Source organism: Streptomyces sp. NBC_01233 (genome assembly GCF_035989305.1).
Lineage (GTDB): Bacteria > Actinomycetota > Actinomycetes > Streptomycetales > Streptomycetaceae > Streptomyces.
This window is the reverse complement of sequence record NZ_CP108517.1, coordinates 1-23,441: the sequence shown is the minus strand read 5'-3', so window position 1 is coordinate 23,441 and position 23,441 is coordinate 1. Positions and strand designations below refer to the sequence as shown.

Annotated in this window: 26 protein-coding genes; 4 read left to right on the top strand and 22 right to left on the bottom strand. The window is 72.5% G+C overall.

Going from position 1 to position 23,441, the window contains the following annotated elements; all coding sequences use genetic code 11:
• Window positions 1-707 (top strand): GntR family transcriptional regulator (locus OG332_RS47725; RefSeq protein WP_327419722.1); only part of this gene is annotated, 707 nt, incomplete at its 5' end.
• 404 nt (window positions 708-1,111) lie between these two features.
• Here the strand turns inward: OG332_RS47725 and OG332_RS47720 are convergent.
• Window positions 1,112-1,720, bottom strand: a complete 609-nt coding sequence (locus tag OG332_RS47720) for a hypothetical protein (RefSeq protein ID WP_327419706.1) — start codon at window positions 1,718-1,720, stop codon at window positions 1,112-1,114.
• Window positions 1,721-1,893: 173 nt separating this feature from the next.
• Window positions 1,894-2,514 carry a hypothetical protein gene (locus tag OG332_RS47715; RefSeq protein ID WP_327419705.1) on the bottom strand — a complete coding sequence of 207 codons (621 nt, stop codon included), beginning with the start codon at window positions 2,512-2,514 and terminating at the stop codon, window positions 1,894-1,896.
• Window positions 2,515-3,037: 523 nt separating this feature from the next.
• Here OG332_RS47715 and OG332_RS47710 point away from each other — a divergent pair.
• Window positions 3,038-3,244 carry a hypothetical protein gene (locus OG332_RS47710; RefSeq protein ID WP_327419704.1) on the top strand — a complete coding sequence of 69 codons (207 nt, stop codon included), beginning with the start codon at window positions 3,038-3,040 and terminating at the stop codon, window positions 3,242-3,244.
• A 518-nt stretch (window positions 3,245-3,762) separates the two neighbouring features.
• Here OG332_RS47710 and OG332_RS47705 read toward each other — a convergent pair.
• The 16 genes from OG332_RS47705 to OG332_RS47630 form a co-directional block, all read right to left on the bottom strand.
• The gene (locus OG332_RS47705) at window positions 3,763-5,730 is read right to left on the bottom strand and encodes a relaxase/mobilization nuclease domain-containing protein (protein ID WP_327419703.1); all 1,968 of its coding nucleotides are present in this window, start codon (window positions 5,728-5,730) and stop codon (window positions 3,763-3,765) included.
• The gene (locus OG332_RS47700; RefSeq protein ID WP_327419702.1) at window positions 5,727-6,116 is read right to left on the bottom strand and encodes a hypothetical protein; all 390 of its coding nucleotides are present in this window, start codon (window positions 6,114-6,116) and stop codon (window positions 5,727-5,729) included. The genes OG332_RS47705 and OG332_RS47700 overlap by 4 nt, the downstream gene beginning before the upstream one ends.
• A gap of 489 nt (window positions 6,117-6,605) precedes the next feature.
• On the bottom strand, window positions 6,606-6,914 hold the full coding sequence (locus OG332_RS47695; protein ID WP_327419721.1) for a hypothetical protein: 309 nt from the start codon (window positions 6,912-6,914) through the stop codon (window positions 6,606-6,608).
• A 184-nt stretch (window positions 6,915-7,098) separates the two neighbouring features.
• The gene (locus tag OG332_RS47690; RefSeq protein ID WP_327419720.1) at window positions 7,099-9,711 is read right to left on the bottom strand and encodes a hypothetical protein; all 2,613 of its coding nucleotides are present in this window, start codon (window positions 9,709-9,711) and stop codon (window positions 7,099-7,101) included.
• Window positions 9,712-9,985: 274 nt separating this feature from the next.
• Window positions 9,986-10,369, bottom strand: coding sequence for a hypothetical protein (locus OG332_RS47685; protein ID WP_327419719.1), 384 nt, complete (start codon window positions 10,367-10,369; stop codon window positions 9,986-9,988).
• A 26-nt stretch (window positions 10,370-10,395) separates the two neighbouring features.
• Window positions 10,396-10,749 carry a hypothetical protein gene (locus tag OG332_RS47680; protein WP_327419718.1) on the bottom strand — a complete coding sequence of 118 codons (354 nt, stop codon included), beginning with the start codon at window positions 10,747-10,749 and terminating at the stop codon, window positions 10,396-10,398.
• 5 nt (window positions 10,750-10,754) lie between these two features.
• Window positions 10,755-11,027, bottom strand: coding sequence for a hypothetical protein (locus OG332_RS47675; RefSeq protein WP_327419717.1), 273 nt, complete (start codon window positions 11,025-11,027; stop codon window positions 10,755-10,757).
• An 11-nt stretch (window positions 11,028-11,038) separates the two neighbouring features.
• A complete protein-coding gene (locus OG332_RS47670) occupies window positions 11,039-12,715 on the bottom strand; it encodes a DUF2637 domain-containing protein (RefSeq protein WP_327419716.1) in 1,677 nt (558 codons plus the stop codon).
• A gap of 271 nt (window positions 12,716-12,986) precedes the next feature.
• Window positions 12,987-13,130, bottom strand: a complete 144-nt coding sequence (locus tag OG332_RS47665; protein ID WP_327419715.1) for a hypothetical protein — start codon at window positions 13,128-13,130, stop codon at window positions 12,987-12,989.
• The gene (locus OG332_RS47660) at window positions 13,127-13,288 is read right to left on the bottom strand and encodes a hypothetical protein (protein WP_327419714.1); all 162 of its coding nucleotides are present in this window, start codon (window positions 13,286-13,288) and stop codon (window positions 13,127-13,129) included. Before OG332_RS47660 ends, OG332_RS47665 begins: the two co-directional genes overlap by 4 nt.
• Before the next feature lie 150 nt (window positions 13,289-13,438).
• Complete coding sequence (locus OG332_RS47655) at window positions 13,439-13,654, bottom strand: hypothetical protein (RefSeq protein WP_327419713.1); 216 nt, start codon at window positions 13,652-13,654, stop codon at window positions 13,439-13,441.
• 31 nt (window positions 13,655-13,685) lie between these two features.
• On the bottom strand, window positions 13,686-13,934 hold the full coding sequence (locus tag OG332_RS47650) for a hypothetical protein (RefSeq protein WP_327419712.1): 249 nt from the start codon (window positions 13,932-13,934) through the stop codon (window positions 13,686-13,688).
• A gap of 151 nt (window positions 13,935-14,085) precedes the next feature.
• The gene (locus OG332_RS47645) at window positions 14,086-15,009 is read right to left on the bottom strand and encodes a hypothetical protein (protein WP_327419711.1); all 924 of its coding nucleotides are present in this window, start codon (window positions 15,007-15,009) and stop codon (window positions 14,086-14,088) included.
• Window positions 15,006-15,497, bottom strand: a complete 492-nt coding sequence (locus tag OG332_RS47640) for a hypothetical protein (RefSeq protein ID WP_327419710.1) — start codon at window positions 15,495-15,497, stop codon at window positions 15,006-15,008. The genes OG332_RS47645 and OG332_RS47640 overlap by 4 nt, the downstream gene beginning before the upstream one ends.
• Window positions 15,498-15,510: 13 nt before the next feature.
• On the bottom strand, window positions 15,511-16,083 hold the full coding sequence (locus OG332_RS47635; protein WP_327419709.1) for a hypothetical protein: 573 nt from the start codon (window positions 16,081-16,083) through the stop codon (window positions 15,511-15,513).
• Window positions 16,080-16,391: a WhiB family transcriptional regulator gene (locus tag OG332_RS47630; RefSeq protein WP_327419708.1), complete on the bottom strand. Its 312-nt coding sequence runs from the start codon at window positions 16,389-16,391 to the stop codon at window positions 16,080-16,082. Before OG332_RS47630 ends, OG332_RS47635 begins: the two co-directional genes overlap by 4 nt.
• A gap of 468 nt (window positions 16,392-16,859) precedes the next feature.
• On the opposite strand from OG332_RS47630, the gene OG332_RS47625 reads away from it, so the two are divergent.
• Window positions 16,860-17,723, top strand: a complete 864-nt coding sequence (locus tag OG332_RS47625; protein WP_327419707.1) for a GntR family transcriptional regulator — start codon at window positions 16,860-16,862, stop codon at window positions 17,721-17,723.
• A 404-nt stretch (window positions 17,724-18,127) separates the two neighbouring features.
• Here the strand turns inward: OG332_RS47625 and OG332_RS47620 are convergent, their stop codons facing one another.
• Together OG332_RS47620 and OG332_RS47615 are read right to left on the bottom strand one after the other, a co-directional pair.
• Entirely contained in the window at window positions 18,128-18,736 is a 609-nt protein-coding gene (locus OG332_RS47620) for a hypothetical protein (RefSeq protein WP_327419706.1), read from the bottom strand.
• A gap of 173 nt (window positions 18,737-18,909) precedes the next feature.
• Window positions 18,910-19,530: a hypothetical protein gene (locus tag OG332_RS47615; RefSeq protein ID WP_327419705.1), complete on the bottom strand. Its 621-nt coding sequence runs from the start codon at window positions 19,528-19,530 to the stop codon at window positions 18,910-18,912.
• A 523-nt stretch (window positions 19,531-20,053) separates the two neighbouring features.
• On the opposite strand from OG332_RS47615, the gene OG332_RS47610 reads away from it, so the two are divergent.
• Window positions 20,054-20,260 carry a hypothetical protein gene (locus tag OG332_RS47610; RefSeq protein ID WP_327419704.1) on the top strand — a complete coding sequence of 69 codons (207 nt, stop codon included), beginning with the start codon at window positions 20,054-20,056 and terminating at the stop codon, window positions 20,258-20,260.
• A 518-nt stretch (window positions 20,261-20,778) separates the two neighbouring features.
• Here OG332_RS47610 and OG332_RS47605 read toward each other — a convergent pair.
• Both OG332_RS47605 and OG332_RS47600 read right to left on the bottom strand, forming a co-directional pair.
• Window positions 20,779-22,746, bottom strand: a complete 1,968-nt coding sequence (locus tag OG332_RS47605; protein WP_327419703.1) for a relaxase/mobilization nuclease domain-containing protein — start codon at window positions 22,744-22,746, stop codon at window positions 20,779-20,781.
• Entirely contained in the window at window positions 22,743-23,132 is a 390-nt protein-coding gene (locus tag OG332_RS47600) for a hypothetical protein (RefSeq protein WP_327419702.1), read from the bottom strand. Before OG332_RS47600 ends, OG332_RS47605 begins: the two co-directional genes overlap by 4 nt.
• Window positions 23,133-23,441 lie beyond the last annotated feature (309 nt).

Here is a 23,441-nt window from a genome sequence, read left to right as displayed (position 1 = left end):
GGGAAGGTCTGGTCGAGAGCCGACGTCGGGCGGGTGTCTTCGTGAAGGAGCACCCGGACCGCGTCCGGCTGACCGTGCGGGCCCGGCAGATCGAGCGCGACGAGCTGGGCTACTTCTCCGGGCCCGAGGTCCAGCACTGGCGGGCCCTGCCGTGGCCGGACGGGGAGCGGACCCGGGTGACCGAGGCTCCGGTGCCGGCGGACGTCGCCGAGATCCTGGGCGCGGAGGCGGGGGAGCTGCTGACCGTGCGGAAGCGGATGGTGGGCGACCCCGGCCGCGAGGAGCACCGTCAGCTCGCCGACTCCTGGATCGGCTCGTGGGTCACCGAGGAGATTCCCGCGATGCGCGGGGACACCGGCATGGGCGGGATGTACGACCGGGTCGAGGAGTGGGCCGGACGGGCGCTGACCTGGCGCGAGGAAGTGTCCGCGCGGATGCCCTCGCCCGAGGAGGCTGAGGCGCTGCTGATGCCTGCGGCCGGGGTGCCGTTGCTGCGTGCCGTACGGATCACCACACTGCCCGGCCGGGGTCGCCAGGACGCCCGGGTGGTCGAGGTGCAGGACATCCGGATGTCCAGCGCGCTGTTCGCCGTCGGGTATCCGCTGCCCCGTGGTGCGTCCGCGAAGTGGCCGGTCACACCGGCGACGTCGGACTACTACTCGGCTCCTCCGGTGAGCGAGGACGGTGACACCGACGAGTCCCTCTGATCCCTGCCCCCACCTGCAAGTCGCTGCTCAAGGTCAAGGCCCACCCTGCGGGGTGGGCCTTCGTCGTATCGGCCCCTCAGGCCGTCTGTGGGGCGCCTACCGTCACATGGCATGCGTGGCCGGCTGGGACGGCGGCTGCGGGCGCACTGGGCTGGGAAAAGACGGCCAGCGGCGGGGGAGGGGTGCCCGGCTGCTGTCCGGTATGCCGTAATTCCGGCCTGAGTTGGGCTGGGCGCCGTTCCCCCGCCGTCACGGATGCGGGCGCGTGAGGCGCACGGACGCTGATGCCGTGGCTGGCGGGGAGCTGGCAGCTGCCGCGATGTGGCCGGGGCCGTCCATCTCGCTCCGCTCGTGACACGTCTCGTCGTGGCTGAGCGGGACCACGACCCGCCGTCGCGGCTGGGCTACAGGCTCTCGTCGTCCGCCTCGACCTCGGCCTGCACCTCGAACAGTCCCGGCTGCTGCTCGGGCTGGGACGGCGTCAGCCGGTTGAACGCGGCCATCCACCCGGCGTGGTCCCCGCCCGCGCGTCCGTGCGGCGAAGGCTCCGCCGGCTGAGGCGGCGAGGCCGGGGTGGCACCGCGTCGGCGGGGCGACTTCGCCGCGGCGGCCGCCGTGAACGCCTCCTGCGCGGCCTCGGACCGCGCCGGCGCGGGAATGGCCGGGGCCGGGGGCGCAGGATCGAGGGGCAAAGTCAGTGACGTTGGGGCGCTGACCTGCGACTCCTCCCCTACAAAGTCAGTGACTTTGCTAGGGAAAGTCTCTGACTTTGCTGGGCCGTCCGGGCGACGCTCCGCGCCCAAAGTCACTGACTTTGCGGCTGCCTTGCGCTCGGCTTCGACGGCGGCCTCGACCGCCTTCCGGAGCTTGCGCGCGGCGTACGCGGCCTGCTTGCAGGCGGCGGAGCAGTAGATGACGGGCTTGGTCCCGAGGGACTCGCGCACGGTGTGCTCGTGGCAGAACTGGCAGACGCGGGCGCCCGCCGGGTTCCGCGGGCTCTCGTACTTCGGCATGCCGACGACCGTACGCGGCCGGCTGGCCGGGGCGCAGGAGGAGGGGGTGCACCGGTTGGCGGTTTCGGTGGGAAGGGGGGTGCACCATGTGGCGGTTTCGGTCCCACCTGCGCGAACGCCCGGGGCTGGGCGACGTCCTGGTGCTCGACGTCGTCCGCCCCGGGCGGTGTGGGTCAGTCGTCGTACGCGGGCGCCGGCCGCATCTGCTCGCGCGTGACGGGGATCGGGGCCGGGCTGGTGCGGGCCTGGTCGGCGCTGCGGGGAGCTGGGCCCCACATCAGGCGCGGGCAGTGGTCGCACGCCCCCTCGGGGTCGGCCTGCCAGGGCCTGCCGCACCACTCGCAGCACTGGAGGCCAGCCTGCGCGGCCATCGTCTTCGGGAACAGGGTGGGGATGCGGTGCTCGAACCGGATGCGGGCGGCGGTCTCCTGGTCGTGGAACGAGGCGAGCATGCACGCGGCGTGGAAGTTGCTGCCCTCGGCGTGGGCGGCCAGTTCCAACCAGGCCATGGACCGGGCCTCGAAGGCTGCGGCCCGCCGGTAGGGGTCGTCCTGCCCACCATCGCGGTGCACTTTGGTCTCGTGGTCGATCGCGTCGCCGGCCTCGTTGATGCGCCTCTCGACGTCCGGGTACGGGACGGGCCGGTCGCGGCCACCATCCCACTCGGGGTCGTACGGCGCGGAGCTGGCACCGGCCTTCGCCTCGACGGCGGCCGCGGCCGCCGCGTACGGCAGGCCGGTGCGCTCCATGTGGGCGCGGATCTCCGCCTTGCGGCGGCTGTCGTGCTTGGGCACGGGGTTCTCCGATCGGCGGCACGGCCCACGCACTCGCCGCCGGACGGGAGGACGGGCGCAGCACGTCGTCGGCATCACGGTGGAGGTTCAGCGCGCGGCCCGGGGGACCTTGGCCGGACGGCGTCACCGACTGCGTGGGAGTCGGTGACGGCGGCTCGGGCAGGCGCGTCCTGCCCCACCAACGAGCCTACCGGCGCGGCTTCGCCGAGGTGGACGACTCCCACCTCCTGGTGCTCGATGTCGTCCACCCCGGCCTGCCTCGCCGTGTACGTCATCTCTGCCGCGCGTACGTCACCGACTTCACGTACGTGGACGCTGCACGATCCCCCACACCTATGCATCACGACCCGGTGGCCGACTCCCAACGCGTGCACGCGTGCACGTGCACCCGCGTGCACACGCGAGGGCTCCCCCGATCAAGATCAATACGGGCACACCTCTTGCATTCCGGCGGCTGCTACAAAACTTGCTACAAAGTCACACCTAGGCATTCTCAACTTGTCGGGCCCGTCAGACTCTTCGTATGAGCACCACACGTCGGCCTCTCGGCCTCGGTCCGGCGACGTCGCCGACCGCCTCGTCCGACCACACCGTGCAGCGGCTGCTGCCCGCCGAACGGGGTGGGGGTGACGTCCTGGTGGACGTCGTCGGCGAGGACCAGGCGGTGGTCCAGCCGCGGGGCCGGCGGGTCCTCGGGCCGGGCGGCTCGACGTCGCCGGAGGTGTCGTAGGGAAGTAGTCGGCGCGCTCCGGACCCCTCGACCATGCGGTCTGACCTGGTGGTTGGGCGGTCCGCCGGGGGCCGGTGAGGCAAGTTGGAGAGCAAGTTGTGGGGCAAGTTGACGGGCCAGTTGTGCGGCAAGTTGTGGGGCCAGTTGTAAGGCAAGCTGCCCCGGCGACCAGGCCGACAGGGTGCCGTGGGGAAGTAGTCGCCGTGCTGCGGCCCCTCGACCGGGACCAGAAAGCGCAGGTCACCCCCCCTTGACCAGGACCCCCGTCCGCCGGCTGGTGAGGCGCCCTGCAAAGCGCCCGTGCGGGCGCCCTGGTGAGCGCCCTGCAAGACGCCCTGGCAGGCGCCCTGATCGGCGCCTTGCGGACAGCCGCCGATCCGGCCCGAGCCACGGGGACAGGTGGGCGGTGTCGTCCGGCGCGAACGGCGCCGCGGTACGACGAGACCTGTCCGCGCCGGTCGATACCGACCTAAGCGGGGGTCTGGGGGCCGGCGAAGGCCCCCAGCACCCACCGGTCGTCACCCCAGTCCTTGACCCCGGCTCGGGTTCGGCGGGGGCGGCTGGCGCAGGTGCGCGGGCCTCTCGTACGCCGCCGCGAGCTTGCGGGCGGTGGTCGGCCTCCTCGCCTTCGGGAGCGCGGCGCGGGCGGCGGCGGACCGGGCCTTGCCCTCGTTCTCGCGCTGGCTCTTGGGCATCGTCTTGCGCAGGGCCTGCTCCTGGCGGAGCTCCTCGACGCGCTTCTCCACCTTGGCGATCGAGACGTCGATGCGCTCGGCGCTGGTGCGGCCGTTGTACCTCTGGGCCTTGCCGTGGACCTGGTCGCGGTCGTGGGCGTCGCCGACGAACTTGGTCCAGCCCTCGCGGAGCAGGGTGAGCTCCCCGGCGGGGTCGGGCACGCCGGTCTCCTTCCGCGCGAGCTCGGCGGCCTTGGACGCCGCGCTGCGGGCCTGCTGGGCGGTGTCGACGTTCTCGTGGATCGCGTCGCCGGCCTGCTGGGCCCGGGTCTCCTCCTGGCTGCGGCTGGTGTCCATCTTCCAGAGCGCCCACCGGCTCATGTCCTTGCGGCCGTTGGCCTCCCGCCACACGGTGCGGGCCTCGTCGGCGGCCTTCTCGGCGGCCTTCGCCGTGCGCAACGCGTCCCGCAGAGCGGTGATGTGCGGCTCCGCCTTCTCCAGGCGGGCCAGGCGCTGGTGGAGCTCCTGGACGTTCGGACCGGTGACCTGCCCGGTGACGATGGCGTCGCCGGTACGGATCTCCTCCTTCGCCTGGGCCTTGGACCGGGCGAGGGTGGTGAGCTCCTTCTCGCGCCGTTTGATGGCGGCGGCCAGACCGTCGTTGCTCATCTTCCCGTGGGGCCGGCGCTTCTTGTCCGTCCAGGCCGGGATCGGCGCGGGCGCGGCCGGGACCGGTTCGGCGGGGAGCGGCTGCCCGGCGGCCTTGGCCCGGTAGTGCGCGAGGAGGGCGGCGGCCGGGTCGGTGGACCGGGCGACCGCCGGCTGCTCCTGCTGCGGCACGGGGACGACGCCGCGCTCGGCCTGGCCCTGGCGCAGGATCTCGGCGCCGCGCTCGGCGGCCGCGGCGAGCTCCTCGCGCGTCGGGCCGTTCTGCAGGCCGGTCGACGTCGCGGGAGCGGCTGCGGGCGCGACCGCGAACTCGATGCGCGGGTCGGGGATCCGGGGCGTGGCGGGGCCGTCGCCGAGGACCGGGCCGAGGTCGGCCCACCGCAGGTCGCGGGCGACCTTCGAGGCGGCGACCCACACCGGCTCGTCGGAGCCGTCGACCCACCCGGCCAGGGTGAAGCTGTAGCCGTTCATCCGGCCGGTGCTGGGCGAGACGTTGGCGCGGAAGGACACCCCGGCGTCCTCCAGTCCGCTCTCGAACGCCTCGCGACCGAGGCCGCGGGAGGCGTCGCGGACCTCGCGGACGATCCGGCGGAGCTCCTCGCGCTCGGGCGGCGGGCCGTCCAGGCCCCGGCCGCGCCGGTGGGCGGCCTCCAGCTCGTTGTTGCGGACCTGCGGCCCCTCGGCACGGAAGCGGTCGGCGGCGCGGACCAGGCCGTGCTCCTCTTCGAGGCGGTCAGCGGCCTGGCGGGCGCGGCGGTAGTCCCACCGGTCGGTGAGCAGCTGCCCGTCCCAGGCGACGCGGGACACCGTGAGGTGGATGTGGTCGTCGCCGTGGCGTACGGCGACCCACGGGGCGCCGGCGAACCCCATGTCGGCGACGAACGCCGCGGCGATGTCGGCCCACTGGCCGTCGGGCAGGATGCCGTCCTCGTCCGGCAACGAGAGGGAGGTCCTCCAGATCGGCGACTTGATCTCGGGGCGCTGGCGGGCGGTGTGGTCGATCGCCCTCGCGACCTGGAGCGGGGTGCCGGTGACGTTGCCCGCGATCAACCGGGGGTTGATGTGCTCGTCCCTCCGGCCGGGGCCGAAGTCGTAGACCAGGGCGCCGACGGCCTTCCGGCCCTTGGTGATGTTGGCGATCACTCGGGGTCCGCAGGGTCCATGGGCTCGATCCCCCGGATCGCGAGGGCTGCGTTCCCGACCTCGAACAGGGCGGCCTCGATGGCGGGGTGCAGCCTGCCGTCCTGGTGGGAGTACCTCACCAGCTGGTTCAGGTTGGCGCCGATCCGGCACAGCTCGTCGTACGCGGCCTGCGTCACCGGGTCCAGCGGGGCCGGCCTTCGCTCGGTGCCCGGCGCCTGGCCGTCGCCGACGTCGGCGAGGCGGTCCTCGACCACCGCCCGGACCCACGCGCCCAGCTCGCGGCGGCCGGACTCTACGCGGGCCTCGTCCCACCGCTTCCGCTCGGCGTTGTTCAGCCGCACCGACACCGTGTGCTGGCGCTTCGATCCCGGCGTACCCCGTGCCATCCGCTCCCCCTCGACCGTGCCCAGTCGCCAATTGGCGACTGGTCCACCAGTCGTATCACCCGCCCTTATCCGCACCGCTTGCGGGGCGGGGCTGGTGCCAGGGCCCGCGACAGCAACCGTTGTCGCCGTCCCGCCACGCGGCCCTCAGGGCCGCGCGCGGGCACGGTGCCCCTGGGCCTCAGCCACCCCGGCGCGGCCGTCCGCGCCTGCCGTGCGGCCCCCTCGGGGCCGCCGGCGGACCGCCCGTCAAGGGCGGTCCTCCCCGGCAAGCGCAGCGCGCCAGGGGCGAGGTGCCAAGTAAGCGAAGCGCACTGGCATACCTCGCTGCCGAGACGTGGGTTGACTCCGGTGGGTCAGGTGACCGATCGGGGTGCGTCTCGGCCTGGACGCTCCTGCACTCGGTCACCGGCTCCAGCTCGATCCGGATCGGAGCCCCCCGGGGCTTCGATGGCCGGCGCTTGCGTCGGTCGCTCCGAGGACCACCGGGGGTCAGGACGTCGGTACGGCGGGACGCGGGATTCCCCGCAGGTTCCAGTCGACCCACTTCCCGCGCTCGATCGAGCCGATCATCACGGTGGCCTTCTCGTGCTCCTGGAGCTTGTCGGCGAGCCAGTCCTGAGCCGCGGCGACGATGGCGGGCTCACCGAAGGTGAAGCGCTCGGCGAGCATGCCGTCCATCCGGTTCCAGACGGCGAGGAGCTCATCGAGGCCAGCGGCCGGGGCCGCCCAGAAGAAGACGTGCCGGCCGTCCTCGCTGGCGATGCGAGCGAAGCTGACGTCGGGGAGGGTGCGGGTCACGGTGTTCTCCTTCGTCGGGGTGGGGCGGGTGTAAAACCGGGTGTAAACCAGGGTGTTACTGGCCGGGGTCCTGACCCCCGCTCCGACCTGGGCTTCTCTCCTTCCGTCCCCGAGACCACCCACTCCCTTCGTCCCTTGTGAGTGGGTGGTCTCGGGGTCTACAGGAGAGAGGTCGGAGCGGGGGTCAGGAGGTGGTGAAGGGGTCGCAGAGGAGGTGGAGGGGTTCGGGGAGGGAGGGGTTGACGGGGATGTCGCAGACGATGCAGAGGGTCTTGGTTGTGGCCGGGGTGGAGTCGGTGGTGGGGGTGGTGAGTTCGCGGGCGATGGGCAGGCCGGAGGCGCGGCGGGCGGCCTGTTCGGGGCGTACGTAGTCGCGGGGGGTGGTGCCGAGGATGGTGGCGTTGGCGTGGAGCTGGTCGGGGGTCTGCCACTGGGGGTGGCGGCGGTCGCGGCGGTCCTGCGGCGGGGCGGGGTGCTCGGGGACGAAGTACAGCTCGCCGGTCTCGGTGTCGACGCCGCGTGAGCCCTTGGTCTGGGTGCCGGGGCCGTACATGTCTGTGTCCCAGGTCAGGCCCCAGGATTCGAGGAGTTCGCGTACGGCGGCGCGGGCGCCGGCCTCCATGTCGAGCCCGGCCTTGATGGCGTTGTCAGAGGCGACCTTGACCGCGACGCGGAGCTGACCGCGGCGGCCGGGGATGGCCGCGACCTTCGACTTCCAGGGATCTGGGTCGATCAGCACGAGCACGGCCTTCACCTGCTTGGCGTCGTCTTCGGCCATGACCTCTTGGGCGTCGCGCTCAGCGGCGGCGCCGGTGAGGCGTTCGAGGCGTTCGCGCACGTCACCGGTCCAGGTGAGCATCTTGGTTCCCTTCGTGGCCCGTTCGTACTGGTGCCACAGGTCCAGCTCGGCGGCGTCGCCCGCGAGGGCGAGGCGCAGGATCTCCAGCGCGGTCCGGCCCTCCTTCCGGCCGACCTTGTTGTCGCCGCGCAGCAGTTCGTTGCCGAGCGCGCGGGCGCGGTGGGCCTGGCCGATCTCCTCGCGGATGTCGGCGATCAGGGAGTCGGCGTCCGCCTGGGCACGGGTCTTCCCCTGGGCACGGGCGGTGTCCCGCTTCGCGCGGGCGGCCTTGAGGCGTCGGGCCTGGTCGGCGGTGGGCCGGGCGTCGCGGCTGACGTGGTTGACGAAGCCCTCGGCGGCGGGTCGCGGGGCCTTGTCCTTGTCCTGAACCTTCACCAGGTACTTGGCGATGTCGGCCGCGCCCTCGGCTCCCCGGCGAGCCGGGTCGACCTTGACTCCGTGCTTGCGGCTCGGGCGTCCGAGTCCGGCGACCGTGCACTCGGCCTGCCACCGGACGTACAGCTCGGTCTCCAGCTCCTTCGCGACGTCGTCGGTGACGGGCTCCTCGAACCACACGACCGCGTGAATGTGCGTGTGCCAGGCGCTTGCCCACGAATGGGTGACCTCCAGGGCCCTGGTGGCCCCGACGATGCCGTACTTCGCGCGCAGGCGGCGCCACCACCGGCTCTGGAGCATCCGGCGCCAGGCGTCGGCGGTCCGCTGGAGCTGACCGCGCCTGACCTGCTGCTTTCCGTCGTCGTCCTTCACTGGCTTGCCGTGCTTGTCGAAGATCAGCCGGTCCTCCAGCACCGCGTGCTCGCCATGGCGGGAGGTGAAGGTGGCCATCGCCATGCCGTGCCCGGCGTGGGTCTTGCCCGCGTCCTCTGTCTTGCCGGTGCACAGCTCGGCGTCGTGCTCTGTGGCCCACGCGAGGGCGTACTTCTCCATCACCGCCGCGCGGTCTGCGCGGACCACCGGCATGCACTCGGGGCAGGACCAAACCGACCCACACCGGAACAACCCGTTGAAACCGCCGCTTCCGTCGATCTTCTGCGTGACGGCGACGGCGCCCGCGATGTTGTCGACGCCGCACTTCCTCATCGAGAACAGGGTGGTGATGGCGCGGGCCTCGTCCAGGAGCCGCATCGACTTCTGGAGCTTGTTGTTGGCCTGCTCGTACTGCTTGCCCAAGTCGGACGTTTCGGGCGTCGGTTCGGAGTCGCACGAAACGCTTGCGTCACAGCCTTCGCGCAGGTCACTGCCGGTTTCGGCCGTCGAAGCGGCAACAAACCTCTCTGCTTTCCCAGGCGTCCCGCCGTCGGGGCTGGTCTGGGGTGCCGCAGGCTGGGGCTGAGTGGGGCTGGCGGGGGTGGTGCGGTCCGTCGTAGCGGCCTTCTGGCGGGCCTGGAGGGCTTCCTGAGCGGCTTTCGGGTCGCGGTGGCGGTGCAGGGCGTCGGCGAGGGCCTGCTGAGCCTCGGGCGTCACACGGGACTTGGCGAGGGCGGCCTTGAACTCGGCAGTCTGGGCGGCGCGCTCGGCGAGGGTGTCGGCCGGGTCGTCCGCCAGCGGGGCCTTGAGCGCGGCGGCCTTGGCCAGGGCGGCCTGTTCGGCGTGGGCGTCGCAGAGGACGCACCGCTTCACCCCGACGGGGTGCTTGGTCCGGCAGGGGGTGGGGAGCTCTGCGGCCGGGGCGTCCAGTACGGCAGTGGCGGTGCGCTTCGCGGCGGCCGCGGTCTGCTTCGCGTGGGCGGCGGCGCGGACCTCGCGGCGGCGCTGAGCGTTCGAGCGGTGGGAGGCATGGGCCTCCAGCTGGCTGCGGCAGTCCGCGCGCTGGTCGCGGTCAACGGCAGGAAGCTGGGGGGCAAACGCGGATACACCCGACGTATCGGTCGGGTGATCGTCGCCGGAACGTGCCGGGACAGGTGTTGCGGGACGGGTGTCCCCGGGTACGCTGATCAAAGCGTTGGGTCCTTGCTGTTCTCGCCGGCTAAGCGAACATGTGGTGAGGACTCGCGCGGGGCGTTCCGGGATGTCAGAGTTCCGGGGCGCCCCACGTTTTTTGCGGGGTGTTCTGTTGTGGGGTTGATCCTTTCGCAATTCGGCGGGGATATCCACCACCGGGGCGAAAGAGACCCGCTACATCTCGTGTGGCGAACAAAGGACCCGTGACGAATCCCGCGTCACGGGCCCTTTGCATTTGCCGTCCCGTCAGGCGGGATGCGGCTCTTGGGGGTTACGCGCGCTGGTCGGGGTCATGGACGGCGGCCTGGGCGAGCCACACGGTGAGGGTGGCCCGGTCGACGGCTTCGAGGGCGCCGAGGAGGGTGGCGAGGGACTGTCGGTAGGTGGCGTCCTTGGCGGTGGTCCCGGCCGGGGTGACGGTCATCTCCAGGTGGTCGCTGATGATGTCGGGGACGTTCTGGCGCTCGGTGGCGGGGGTGTCGATCCAGGAGCGGCCGGTGAGTGCTCCCCACGCGGCGCGGCCGAGACCGCTCTGCATGTGCAGGACGGTGGAGCGGAGCTGGGCGACGTACACGCGGAGCTCCTCCGGGGTGCTGATCTCCTGGCCTGCCTCGACCCAGGTGTCCTCGGCGACGGTGATCGTGGAGTCGGTCATCTGTGGTTCCTCTCGGTGGTGTTCGGTCAGTCCTTGTAGGCGACGGCGCCGAGGCCGTTGTGCGCGCGGTCCAGGGCGCCGCGGAGGGTGCTGGCGGCTCCGGCCGCGATGGTGAGGCCGGCGTACGCGGCCTCCAGGTCGGCGGCGAGGGTGTCGCGGTCGCTCTTGAGGTGGCCCTCGGCTTCAAGTCGCTTGAGGAGCTGGGCGACCTGGTCCAGGGCCTGCGGGAGCATCCCGGCCATGTACGAGAGGTTCCCGACGACGCTGTACACGTCGCCCGGGTACTCCCAATCGGCCTGCGTACCGAGGGTGGCGTGGTTGAGGGCGCGGACCGCGTCGCCGGCGGCCTCGGCGAGCTGGGCGGGGGTCTTGTCGGTCATGGTGGTCATCCTTCCGTGGTGGCGGTGGCGTTCGGGGTGGTCTCGCGGAAGTCGGTGGTGCCGCCGCAGGACCTGCTGCTGCCGGTGGCGCCGGTGGTGTAGGGGGTGAGGCCCTGGGCCTGCCACATGTCGCGGGCGGTCTGGATGTGGTTGGGGCAGACGTAGGCGGCGGCATCGAGCTCGCCGTGGGCGGTTCCGCCGGCGGGGCTGTACGCCTCGACGGCGGTGGTGACGGTGCCGGTGCAGTGGTGGGGCATCGTGCCGAAGTTGATGGGCATGGCGGTCTTCCCTACTGGGCGGTGAGGTCGGGGTCGTAGCCGGTGTGGTGGTTGTAGCCGCGGGCGATGAGCTCGACGGCAGCGGTCTTGTGGGAGGAGGCGGTGCTGTCCGAGGCGCCACCGATGAGCTCGCCGATCTTGGCGTTGGTGATCGGGAGCGTCTGGATCTGCTTGGCGAGGTTCTCGGGGGCGAGGGAGCGGACGGTCTCGATCGGCAGTGAGTCGATGAGGAACCGGGCAACGATGCGCTCGCGGAGGTCGCGGGCGGACAGGCTGGCGAGGGACTCGGCTTCGGCTGCACGGACCGCGTCCTGGGCGGCGGCGTGCCGGGCCTGCTCGATACGGGCCGACTCTTCGGCCACCTTCCGCTGGCCTTCGAGCACTCGCGCTTCGTCTTCGACCACCTTCGCGAGCGCGGCCTTCTCCTTCGCCTGCTCGACGGCGAGCTTCGCCGACTCCTCGGCCTTCTTCCGCTCGGCTTCGAGGACTCGGGCGTCGTCTTCGGCGACCTTCGCGAGCGCGGCCTTCTCCTTCGCTCGCTCGGTGGCGACCTTCGCGGACTCCTCGGCGGCGGCCTCGGCCGCGGCCTCACGCTCGGCGGCGTCTGCGGCGCGCTGGGCGGCGGTGAGGGCGGTCGTCGCCTCCAGCCGGGCGCCGGCGGTGGCGGCTTCGGCGCGGGCCTCGGCGATGCCGGTGTCGGCGTTGACCGACGCGCGGACGCGGTCGATCTCGCCCTGGACCCGCAGGCGCTCCTTCTCCGCCTCGGCGTCGGCCTTCTCCTCGGCGAGCTCCAGCTGGAGCTTGGCGGCGGCGGCCTGCTGTCGGCGCTTCTGGTCGTCGGCCTTCATCTGGTCGGGCAGCGCGAGGGCTTCCTCGACGGTGAGGCCGAACTTCTTCATCTTCATGGGGAGCTTGTCCAGGACGCTGACCTGGCCGTCCTCGTGTCCGGCCTCCAGCTCCTCGCGGTGCTCCAGCCACACGCCGTAGATGGCGCGGCGCCGCTCCAGGTCCATGGCCTCGTCGTACGTCTTGTCCCACTGCTTCATGCGGGACCACATGGCGAAGGTCGTGCGGGGGTCGAGGAACCAGCGGGCGAGCGGGGCGGACTGGCGTCCGAGGCCCATCTCCAGCGAGGCGGCCTGGACGAGGTAGTCGCGTCCGGCCTCGACGCAGACGACGAACAGGATCGGCATCGCGGCGTGCGGCAGGGCCTTGTCGAGGTTGTCCAGGACGGGGCCATGGGCGGTGGCGTTGAACCAGATCGTGGCGCCGGTCATCACGTGGGCCATCGGCCGCAGCAGGCGGTAAGCGCGCCGGCCCCGCGAGACGGCGAACAGGTCGGCGGCGAGGAACAGGACGATCGCGCCGTCGACTCCGCCCGCGAACAGCTTGGCCTTGTTCATGGTCGGGAAGCCGAAGCGCTCGAACCCGGCCATGGAGAGGTTGCCGAAGCTGAGGTAGAAGCCGACGAAGGCAACGAACGGGGCGAAGAACAGGCAGACGAGTCCGAGGGCGATGCTGGCCCTGCGGGTCGTCTGCGGGGTGGCCGCGGGGGCCTGGGCCGGGGCGTCGGCGACGGTCGTCGAAGCCGGGGCCGGAGTCGGCGAAGGTACCGCCGGAGTCCGCGAAGGCGGGTCGGTGCGGGTCGGGGCCGGGGCGTGGACGCCGGGCTCCATGGTGGTGATCACGAGTCTCCTTGCTGGTGTGGGCGAAGGGGTCCCGGGCGGACGCGAAGGTCCGCCCGGGAGAGTTCGGTCATGGTCCCTGCGGATCCCCGGTTGACGAAATGAGTTCGATTCCGGGGGGTGTCGGTCAGTGGCTCTGCCCGCCGGTGGGCGGGTGCCTTCCGCCGTCAGCGGCAGGTGGAGCAGAGGCCGTTCTTCGTCTTCTCGGTGGACCAGGTGCCGCAGTTGGCGCACTGCCAGAGGTGGGCGAGGGCGCGGGCGAGGTCCCGGAGCGTCATCCCGCTCCGCCGATCAGGGCGAGGGTCCAGCCGGTCAGGCGGGTGGTCCAGCCGCCGCAGCGGGTGCAGACGTACTGCCGGAGCTTGGCGTCGTGCCGCATGCGCCGGCCGTGGCAGACCGGAGCGGTGTGGCGGCTCACTGGTCGGCGTCCTGGGACTTGGGGGTGCCCGCCACCGGCTTGTCCGTCTCGGGGAACCAGCCGCCGCGGCTCGACTGGTAGGTCGGGCCGCTCTGCTGCTGGTCAGCGGTCAGGTTCTGGCGCAGCTCGTCCTGGGAGATCGTCTTACGAAATGCCATGATGAGGCTCCGTCTCTTGCGAGGGATGGAACCGGGCGCCCCTTGTCTTCCGGCAAGTTGAGGAGGGGCGCTCGGCTGTGTCTGGGGCCGGCTGACGGCTCCCCTGGCCCGCCCCCGGCACCGGTGGCGACGGGGGCGAACAGGCAGCGGTCAGTCGTTGAGGTAGACCCGCGGCGGGTTCTTGAAGACCCTGATGAACTCCTCGGCGCGGCCGAGGGCGATCTCGTCGGCGCGGGTGACCTCCGGGCTGTACCCGGGGCCGGCCTTCTCGGAGAGAGCCACGAACGTGGCCTCGGCCTCCCTGACCTGCTTGGCCATCTCGACCGGGTCCCCGGGATGCTTCCACGCGTACTCGTAGTGGGTCATGTCGTCTTCCTCCATCAGCGGGTTCGGCGGCTCACGCCAGGAGGCGGAGCCAGAGGATCAGCGCGAGGGCCGCCGCGAGGGCGGCGTACGCGACGTAGTGGCTGGGCCTGGTGGGCTGGCCCGGCCGGGGCGGCGGGGTGTGGGTCTGGATCTCCTCGCCGTCCGGGATGTGCCCGGCGTGGGCGCGGCGCCGGTGCCGGTCTTGCTCCGCCTCGACCTCCGGCCTGGTGCGGACGGGCGGCGAGGTGGTGCGGCACTGGTTGCACCGGTAGCGGTACACGCGCTGTTCTCCTCCGGAGGTAGGGGCGTTGGCCTGCTGGCCGACACCCTCTCCCCTCTCGGGCCTGGGCGGTAGGACGGGTAGGTAGCCGGAGGTAGGCGGCCGGGTAGTCCCCGCGCTGACCTGCGGAAACTACCGGCCTACCTGACCCCTAGGAGGGGGCCGCGGGGGCGGTCGGGGAGGGCCCGACTACCGCCTCGACGGCCGCCTCTGCGGGCCCCCCGGACGGGGTGCTGGCGAGGGCCTCGGGCGGGGTGCTGGCGGGGTCCTCGGCGGGGGTCTGGGAGGGCACCAGGGAGAGGCCCCGGACAGGCCCCTCCCCGACCCCCCGGACGGGGGCCGGCGGGAGGTGCCGCAGACGCACCCCGTCCCGGTTCCGCTGGGCCTTCCCCTCGGGGGTTTTGAAGATGAGCTTGAACCCCTCGACGGGCAGCCCCCACTGGTCGGTCAGGGCGGTCTTCAGCTCGGCCTTGTCCCAGCCCTCGAAGAGAGATTCGGCGAGGAGGTCTTCGAGGTGCGCACCCTGGTGCTGCTGGCGCGCGGCCACGGACCGGATGAGGTCCGCGACTTCGGCGGCCTCGATCAGCTCGTCGCCTTCCTCGTCCAGGTACTCGGGTGCGTCCTCGTCCTCGTCGCTCTCGGCGGCGTCCTTGGCAGCCGGGGCGGGTACGCCCTTCTTCTCCTCTTCGGCCGGTGCGAACCGCTTCGCGGCCACGCACCCGCAGACGGCGGCGGCGGTCGGCACGAACGCGGCGTACGGGCCGGTGACGCTCTGGACCACGGTCCAGACGGCGGGGAGGCCGAAGTACACGCCACCGGCGACGGCGCCGACCTTCGTCCATCCCTCCCAGATCCACCCGTCCTTGGCGATCCAGGTGCAGCCCTGCCGGATCAGGACCCGCGTGCCGGCCCCTACCCCGGCGAGCGGGGTGCGCAGCTGCTCGCGGGTAGGGAGGTAGGGCCGCAGGTCGGCGCGGAGAGAGGCGATCCGGCCGGGCTCGGCAACGACTTCGAGGTGCGGGCGGTCGCGGTCCTCCTCGGGCGCGGCCTCGGCGGGGAGCTCGGCGGCGCTCACAGGAGGTTCAGCTTTCCGGCGAGGAGGAGCAGCAGGAACTCGGGCAGGCCCCAGATGCCTCCGGCCGCCGAGCAGATGCCGGCCATCAGGATGCCGAGGAACGCGGCCCATCCCGGGCGCGGCATCCGGTAGTAGAGGTACGCGGAGATGATCAGGGCGACGCCGCCGAGGCCCGCGTTGCCGAACGCTCCGCCGGTGAAGATCGAGGCGAAGCCGTTGCTGATCTCCTTGCCGACGGTCCAGATGGACCCGGCGACGATGTAGAACGTCCCGGCGATCAGCCCCATGGCGCTGGCCTCGGTCGAGTTGAGCTTGCGGCGCTGCTTGCCCGCCTTCTTCCCCTCGGCCGCCTTGGGCTCCTTGATCCCGGCGAACATCGCGACGGACAGGGCGGTCGCGATGGCACCGGCGCCGACGGAGCCGAGGAGCCTGCCGCCCACAGAGAACGTGTCGGCGGCCATCTGGACGTACTGGACGTGCTCGTACATCAATCCTCCTTGGTCAGAGCTGGGATGCGGGGGCGTACAGGGCGAGGGCGGTGACGGCGGACGCGAGCGGGATGCGGGCGATCCAGGCGAGCGGCCAGTACCAGTGGCGGGTGCGGCGGTCCCAGAAGGCGGCGATGCCGAAGCAGATGCCTCCGCCGAGGACCAGGGCGGCGCTGATCGAGTAGTCCCGGCCGCAGTCGCCGATCCAGCCGCCGAAGGTCGGGGTGAGGCCAAAGGCCCACCCGGCGACTCCGGCGCCGACGTTGAACAGGAAGCGCTTCGCGCCGTCGCTGAGCGAGGGCTTGGGCATCTCGGGGACGGACGGCCAGTACCCGGGCTGCGGCGTGAACCAGGGCTTCGCGGCCTGCGGGTCGTCGTCCTTCGACAACTCGGGGTTGTCGCCGGGCTCCGGCTGGTCCGCCTCCGGAGCGGGGGCGGCCGGGGCGAGGTCCTCGTCGGCCCACAGCCGGTCGAGCCAGTCGCCGTCGTCGTCGGCGGGCGGCTGCCCGTCCCTCGGCTCCGGCACGGTCGTGGTGATCAGGCGGGTGGGCTTGGCCGTTGACCACCACGGGGGCATCGCGGTCATCGCTGCCCCCGCTCGGCCAGGGCCTCGTACAGGGCGCGGCGCTCGGACTGGCGGAGTCCGCCGCGAACGCCCTTGATGTCGTCGGCGGACTGGACCTCGCGCAGCTCCTGGAGCAGGCAGGGCCCGGTCAGGGGGCATCCGGCGCAGACCCGCAGGGCGATGCGCTCCTCCCCGTAGGGAGCGACGCGCAGGCCGGAGGTGTGCTCGGGGTGGAAGGCGACGGGGTCGGCGGTCGTGCACCAGGCGACCATGTCGCCGTCGATCACGGCCTCCAGCGCCTCCTCGTACTGGCGGAGGAGCGTCTCCACGGCGGTCACAGCTCCACCCCCAGACCGATCAGGCAGGCCCGGGCACGCAGTTCGTCGCCACCGAGGACGGGGGCTCGGAGCGGGGCCGCCTGGTCGGCGGGCTCGTGGCCCTGACCAGGCAGCACCGTCCGAGTACGGCACCCCTCCCCGGGAACAAAGCGGTGGGGACGGCGCAATATCCCGCGCCTCCACCGTCCTGACACCATCAGCACGTCGGCCTCCACTCCCATGGACACAGGTCGACAGCCGCCCGGTGCTCCAACACCGGGCTCCGGCGACGGACGCTCCAACGTCCCCCTGCCGGCGGCTCGCCCCGGAGCTCCAACTCCGAGGCATGGGGCGGCCCTTGGGTTCCACCCCGGGGGCCGTCCTGGCTGCCGAGAGATAACGTATACGCTAGAACTAGCGGGATGCAAGGTTGGCGTATACGTTAAATGCCAAGGGAGCCGAACATGGAGGGACTCATAGATGGCCAGTCGATACGAGGAAATCGCCTCTGACCTGCGGGAACGCATCGTGTCGGGGGAGTACGGCCCTGGGTCGCAGCTGCCCATGATGCGCGACATTGCCGCCTCGTACGGCGTCAGTGACATCACCGTGCGCAAGGCGTTCGCGCTGCTGACCAGGGAAGGTCTGGTCGAGAGCCGACGTCGGGCGGGTGTCTTCGTGAAGGAGCACCCGGACCGCGTCCGGCTGACCGTGCGGGCCCGGCAGATCGAGCGCGACGAGCTGGGCTACTTCTCCGGGCCCGAGGTCCAGCACTGGCGGGCCCTGCCGTGGCCGGACGGGGAGCGGACCCGGGTGACCGAGGCTCCGGTGCCGGCGGACGTCGCCGAGATCCTGGGCGCGGAGGCGGGGGAGCTGCTGACCGTGCGGAAGCGGATGGTGGGCGACCCCGGCCGCGAGGAGCACCGTCAGCTCGCCGACTCCTGGATCGGCTCGTGGGTCACCGAGGAGATTCCCGCGATGCGCGGGGACACCGGCATGGGCGGGATGTACGACCGGGTCGAGGAGTGGGCCGGACGGGCGCTGACCTGGCGCGAGGAAGTGTCCGCGCGGATGCCCTCGCCCGAGGAGGCTGAGGCGCTGCTGATGCCTGCGGCCGGGGTGCCGTTGCTGCGTGCCGTACGGATCACCACACTGCCCGGCCGGGGTCGCCAGGACGCCCGGGTGGTCGAGGTGCAGGACATCCGGATGTCCAGCGCGCTGTTCGCCGTCGGGTATCCGCTGCCCCGTGGTGCGTCCGCGAAGTGGCCGGTCACACCGGCGACGTCGGACTACTACTCGGCTCCTCCGGTGAGCGAGGACGGTGACACCGACGAGTCCCTCTGATCCCTGCCCCCACCTGCAAGTCGCTGCTCAAGGTCAAGGCCCACCCTGCGGGGTGGGCCTTCGTCGTATCGGCCCCTCAGGCCGTCTGTGGGGCGCCTACCGTCACATGGCATGCGTGGCCGGCTGGGACGGCGGCTGCGGGCGCACTGGGCTGGGAAAAGACGGCCAGCGGCGGGGGAGGGGTGCCCGGCTGCTGTCCGGTATGCCGTAATTCCGGCCTGAGTTGGGCTGGGCGCCGTTCCCCCGCCGTCACGGATGCGGGCGCGTGAGGCGCACGGACGCTGATGCCGTGGCTGGCGGGGAGCTGGCAGCTGCCGCGATGTGGCCGGGGCCGTCCATCTCGCTCCGCTCGTGACACGTCTCGTCGTGGCTGAGCGGGACCACGACCCGCCGTCGCGGCTGGGCTACAGGCTCTCGTCGTCCGCCTCGACCTCGGCCTGCACCTCGAACAGTCCCGGCTGCTGCTCGGGCTGGGACGGCGTCAGCCGGTTGAACGCGGCCATCCACCCGGCGTGGTCCCCGCCCGCGCGTCCGTGCGGCGAAGGCTCCGCCGGCTGAGGCGGCGAGGCCGGGGTGGCACCGCGTCGGCGGGGCGACTTCGCCGCGGCGGCCGCCGTGAACGCCTCCTGCGCGGCCTCGGACCGCGCCGGCGCGGGAATGGCCGGGGCCGGGGGCGCAGGATCGAGGGGCAAAGTCAGTGACGTTGGGGCGCTGACCTGCGACTCCTCCCCTACAAAGTCAGTGACTTTGCTAGGGAAAGTCTCTGACTTTGCTGGGCCGTCCGGGCGACGCTCCGCGCCCAAAGTCACTGACTTTGCGGCTGCCTTGCGCTCGGCTTCGACGGCGGCCTCGACCGCCTTCCGGAGCTTGCGCGCGGCGTACGCGGCCTGCTTGCAGGCGGCGGAGCAGTAGATGACGGGCTTGGTCCCGAGGGACTCGCGCACGGTGTGCTCGTGGCAGAACTGGCAGACGCGGGCGCCCGCCGGGTTCCGCGGGCTCTCGTACTTCGGCATGCCGACGACCGTACGCGGCCGGCTGGCCGGGGCGCAGGAGGAGGGGGTGCACCGGTTGGCGGTTTCGGTGGGAAGGGGGGTGCACCATGTGGCGGTTTCGGTCCCACCTGCGCGAACGCCCGGGGCTGGGCGACGTCCTGGTGCTCGACGTCGTCCGCCCCGGGCGGTGTGGGTCAGTCGTCGTACGCGGGCGCCGGCCGCATCTGCTCGCGCGTGACGGGGATCGGGGCCGGGCTGGTGCGGGCCTGGTCGGCGCTGCGGGGAGCTGGGCCCCACATCAGGCGCGGGCAGTGGTCGCACGCCCCCTCGGGGTCGGCCTGCCAGGGCCTGCCGCACCACTCGCAGCACTGGAGGCCAGCCTGCGCGGCCATCGTCTTCGGGAACAGGGTGGGGATGCGGTGCTCGAACCGGATGCGGGCGGCGGTCTCCTGGTCGTGGAACGAGGCGAGCATGCACGCGGCGTGGAAGTTGCTGCCCTCGGCGTGGGCGGCCAGTTCCAACCAGGCCATGGACCGGGCCTCGAAGGCTGCGGCCCGCCGGTAGGGGTCGTCCTGCCCACCATCGCGGTGCACTTTGGTCTCGTGGTCGATCGCGTCGCCGGCCTCGTTGATGCGCCTCTCGACGTCCGGGTACGGGACGGGCCGGTCGCGGCCACCATCCCACTCGGGGTCGTACGGCGCGGAGCTGGCACCGGCCTTCGCCTCGACGGCGGCCGCGGCCGCCGCGTACGGCAGGCCGGTGCGCTCCATGTGGGCGCGGATCTCCGCCTTGCGGCGGCTGTCGTGCTTGGGCACGGGGTTCTCCGATCGGCGGCACGGCCCACGCACTCGCCGCCGGACGGGAGGACGGGCGCAGCACGTCGTCGGCATCACGGTGGAGGTTCAGCGCGCGGCCCGGGGGACCTTGGCCGGACGGCGTCACCGACTGCGTGGGAGTCGGTGACGGCGGCTCGGGCAGGCGCGTCCTGCCCCACCAACGAGCCTACCGGCGCGGCTTCGCCGAGGTGGACGACTCCCACCTCCTGGTGCTCGATGTCGTCCACCCCGGCCTGCCTCGCCGTGTACGTCATCTCTGCCGCGCGTACGTCACCGACTTCACGTACGTGGACGCTGCACGATCCCCCACACCTATGCATCACGACCCGGTGGCCGACTCCCAACGCGTGCACGCGTGCACGTGCACCCGCGTGCACACGCGAGGGCTCCCCCGATCAAGATCAATACGGGCACACCTCTTGCATTCCGGCGGCTGCTACAAAACTTGCTACAAAGTCACACCTAGGCATTCTCAACTTGTCGGGCCCGTCAGACTCTTCGTATGAGCACCACACGTCGGCCTCTCGGCCTCGGTCCGGCGACGTCGCCGACCGCCTCGTCCGACCACACCGTGCAGCGGCTGCTGCCCGCCGAACGGGGTGGGGGTGACGTCCTGGTGGACGTCGTCGGCGAGGACCAGGCGGTGGTCCAGCCGCGGGGCCGGCGGGTCCTCGGGCCGGGCGGCTCGACGTCGCCGGAGGTGTCGTAGGGAAGTAGTCGGCGCGCTCCGGACCCCTCGACCATGCGGTCTGACCTGGTGGTTGGGCGGTCCGCCGGGGGCCGGTGAGGCAAGTTGGAGAGCAAGTTGTGGGGCAAGTTGACGGGCCAGTTGTGCGGCAAGTTGTGGGGCCAGTTGTAAGGCAAGCTGCCCCGGCGACCAGGCCGACAGGGTGCCGTGGGGAAGTAGTCGCCGTGCTGCGGCCCCTCGACCGGGACCAGAAAGCGCAGGTCACCCCCCCTTGACCAGGACCCCCGTCCGCCGGCTGGTGAGGCGCCCTGCAAAGCGCCCGTGCGGGCGCCCTGGTGAGCGCCCTGCAAGACGCCCTGGCAGGCGCCCTGATCGGCGCCTTGCGGACAGCCGCCGATCCGGCCCGAGCCACGGGGACAGGTGGGCGGTGTCGTCCGGCGCGAACGGCGCCGCGGTACGACGAGACCTGTCCGCGCCGGTCGATACCGACCTAAGCGGGGGTCTGGGGGCCGGCGAAGGCCCCCAGCACCCACCGGTCGTCACCCCAGTCCTTGACCCCGGCTCGGGTTCGGCGGGGGCGGCTGGCGCAGGTGCGCGGGCCTCTCGTACGCCGCCGCGAGCTTGCGGGCGGTGGTCGGCCTCCTCGCCTTCGGGAGCGCGGCGCGGGCGGCGGCGGACCGGGCCTTGCCCTCGTTCTCGCGCTGGCTCTTGGGCATCGTCTTGCGCAGGGCCTGCTCCTGGCGGAGCTCCTCGACGCGCTTCTCCACCTTGGCGATCGAGACGTCGATGCGCTCGGCGCTGGTGCGGCCGTTGTACCTCTGGGCCTTGCCGTGGACCTGGTCGCGGTCGTGGGCGTCGCCGACGAACTTGGTCCAGCCCTCGCGGAGCAGGGTGAGCTCCCCGGCGGGGTCGGGCACGCCGGTCTCCTTCCGCGCGAGCTCGGCGGCCTTGGACGCCGCGCTGCGGGCCTGCTGGGCGGTGTCGACGTTCTCGTGGATCGCGTCGCCGGCCTGCTGGGCCCGGGTCTCCTCCTGGCTGCGGCTGGTGTCCATCTTCCAGAGCGCCCACCGGCTCATGTCCTTGCGGCCGTTGGCCTCCCGCCACACGGTGCGGGCCTCGTCGGCGGCCTTCTCGGCGGCCTTCGCCGTGCGCAACGCGTCCCGCAGAGCGGTGATGTGCGGCTCCGCCTTCTCCAGGCGGGCCAGGCGCTGGTGGAGCTCCTGGACGTTCGGACCGGTGACCTGCCCGGTGACGATGGCGTCGCCGGTACGGATCTCCTCCTTCGCCTGGGCCTTGGACCGGGCGAGGGTGGTGAGCTCCTTCTCGCGCCGTTTGATGGCGGCGGCCAGACCGTCGTTGCTCATCTTCCCGTGGGGCCGGCGCTTCTTGTCCGTCCAGGCCGGGATCGGCGCGGGCGCGGCCGGGACCGGTTCGGCGGGGAGCGGCTGCCCGGCGGCCTTGGCCCGGTAGTGCGCGAGGAGGGCGGCGGCCGGGTCGGTGGACCGGGCGACCGCCGGCTGCTCCTGCTGCGGCACGGGGACGACGCCGCGCTCGGCCTGGCCCTGGCGCAGGATCTCGGCGCCGCGCTCGGCGGCCGCGGCGAGCTCCTCGCGCGTCGGGCCGTTCTGCAGGCCGGTCGACGTCGCGGGAGCGGCTGCGGGCGCGACCGCGAACTCGATGCGCGGGTCGGGGATCCGGGGCGTGGCGGGGCCGTCGCCGAGGACCGGGCCGAGGTCGGCCCACCGCAGGTCGCGGGCGACCTTCGAGGCGGCGACCCACACCGGCTCGTCGGAGCCGTCGACCCACCCGGCCAGGGTGAAGCTGTAGCCGTTCATCCGGCCGGTGCTGGGCGAGACGTTGGCGCGGAAGGACACCCCGGCGTCCTCCAGTCCGCTCTCGAACGCCTCGCGACCGAGGCCGCGGGAGGCGTCGCGGACCTCGCGGACGATCCGGCGGAGCTCCTCGCGCTCGGGCGGCGGGCCGTCCAGGCCCCGGCCGCGCCGGTGGGCGGCCTCCAGCTCGTTGTTGCGGACCTGCGGCCCCTCGGCACGGAAGCGGTCGGCGGCGCGGACCAGGCCGTGCTCCTCTTCGAGGCGGTCAGCGGCCTGGCGGGCGCGGCGGTAGTCCCACCGGTCGGTGAGCAGCTGCCCGTCCCAGGCGACGCGGGACACCGTGAGGTGGATGTGGTCGTCGCCGTGGCGTACGGCGACCCACGGGGCGCCGGCGAACCCCATGTCGGCGACGAACGCCGCGGCGATGTCGGCCCACTGGCCGTCGGGCAGGATGCCGTCCTCGTCCGGCAACGAGAGGGAGGTCCTCCAGATCGGCGACTTGATCTCGGGGCGCTGGCGGGCGGTGTGGTCGATCGCCCTCGCGACCTGGAGCGGGGTGCCGGTGACGTTGCCCGCGATCAACCGGGGGTTGATGTGCTCGTCCCTCCGGCCGGGGCCGAAGTCGTAGACCAGGGCGCCGACGGCCTTCCGGCCCTTGGTGATGTTGGCGATCACTCGGGGTCCGCAGGGTCCATGGGCTCGATCCCCCGGATCGCGAGGGCTGCGTTCCCGACCTCGAACAGGGCGGCCTCGATGGCGGGGTGCAGCCTGCCGTCCTGGTGGGAGTACCTCACCAGCTGGTTCAGGTTGGCGCCGATCCGGCACAGCTCGTCGTACGCGGCCTGCGTCACCGGGTCCAGCGGGGCCGGCCTTCGCTCGGTGCCCGGCGCCTGGCCGTCGCCGACGTCGGCGAGGCGGTCCTCGACCACCGCCCGGACCCACGCGCCCAGCTCGCGGCGGCCGGACTCTACGCGGGCCTCGTCCCACCGCTTCCGCTCGGCGTTGTTCAGCCGCACCGACACCGTGTGCTGGCGCTTCGATCCCGGCGTACCCCGTGCCATCCGCTCCCCCTCGACCGTGCCCAGTCGCCAATTGGCGACTGGTCCACCAGTCGTATCACCCGCCCTTATCCGCACCGCTTGCGGGGCGGGGCTGGTGCCAGGGCCCGCGACAGCAACCGTTGTCGCCGTCCCGCCACGCGGCCCTCAGGGCCGCGCGCGGGCACGGTGCCCCTGGGCCTCAGCCACCCCGGCGCGGCCGTCCGCGCCTGCCGTGCGGCCCCTCGGGGCCGCCGGCGGACCGCCCGTCAAGGGCGGTCCTCCCCGGCAAGCGCAGCGCGCCAGGGGCGAGGTGCCAAGTAAGCGAAGCGC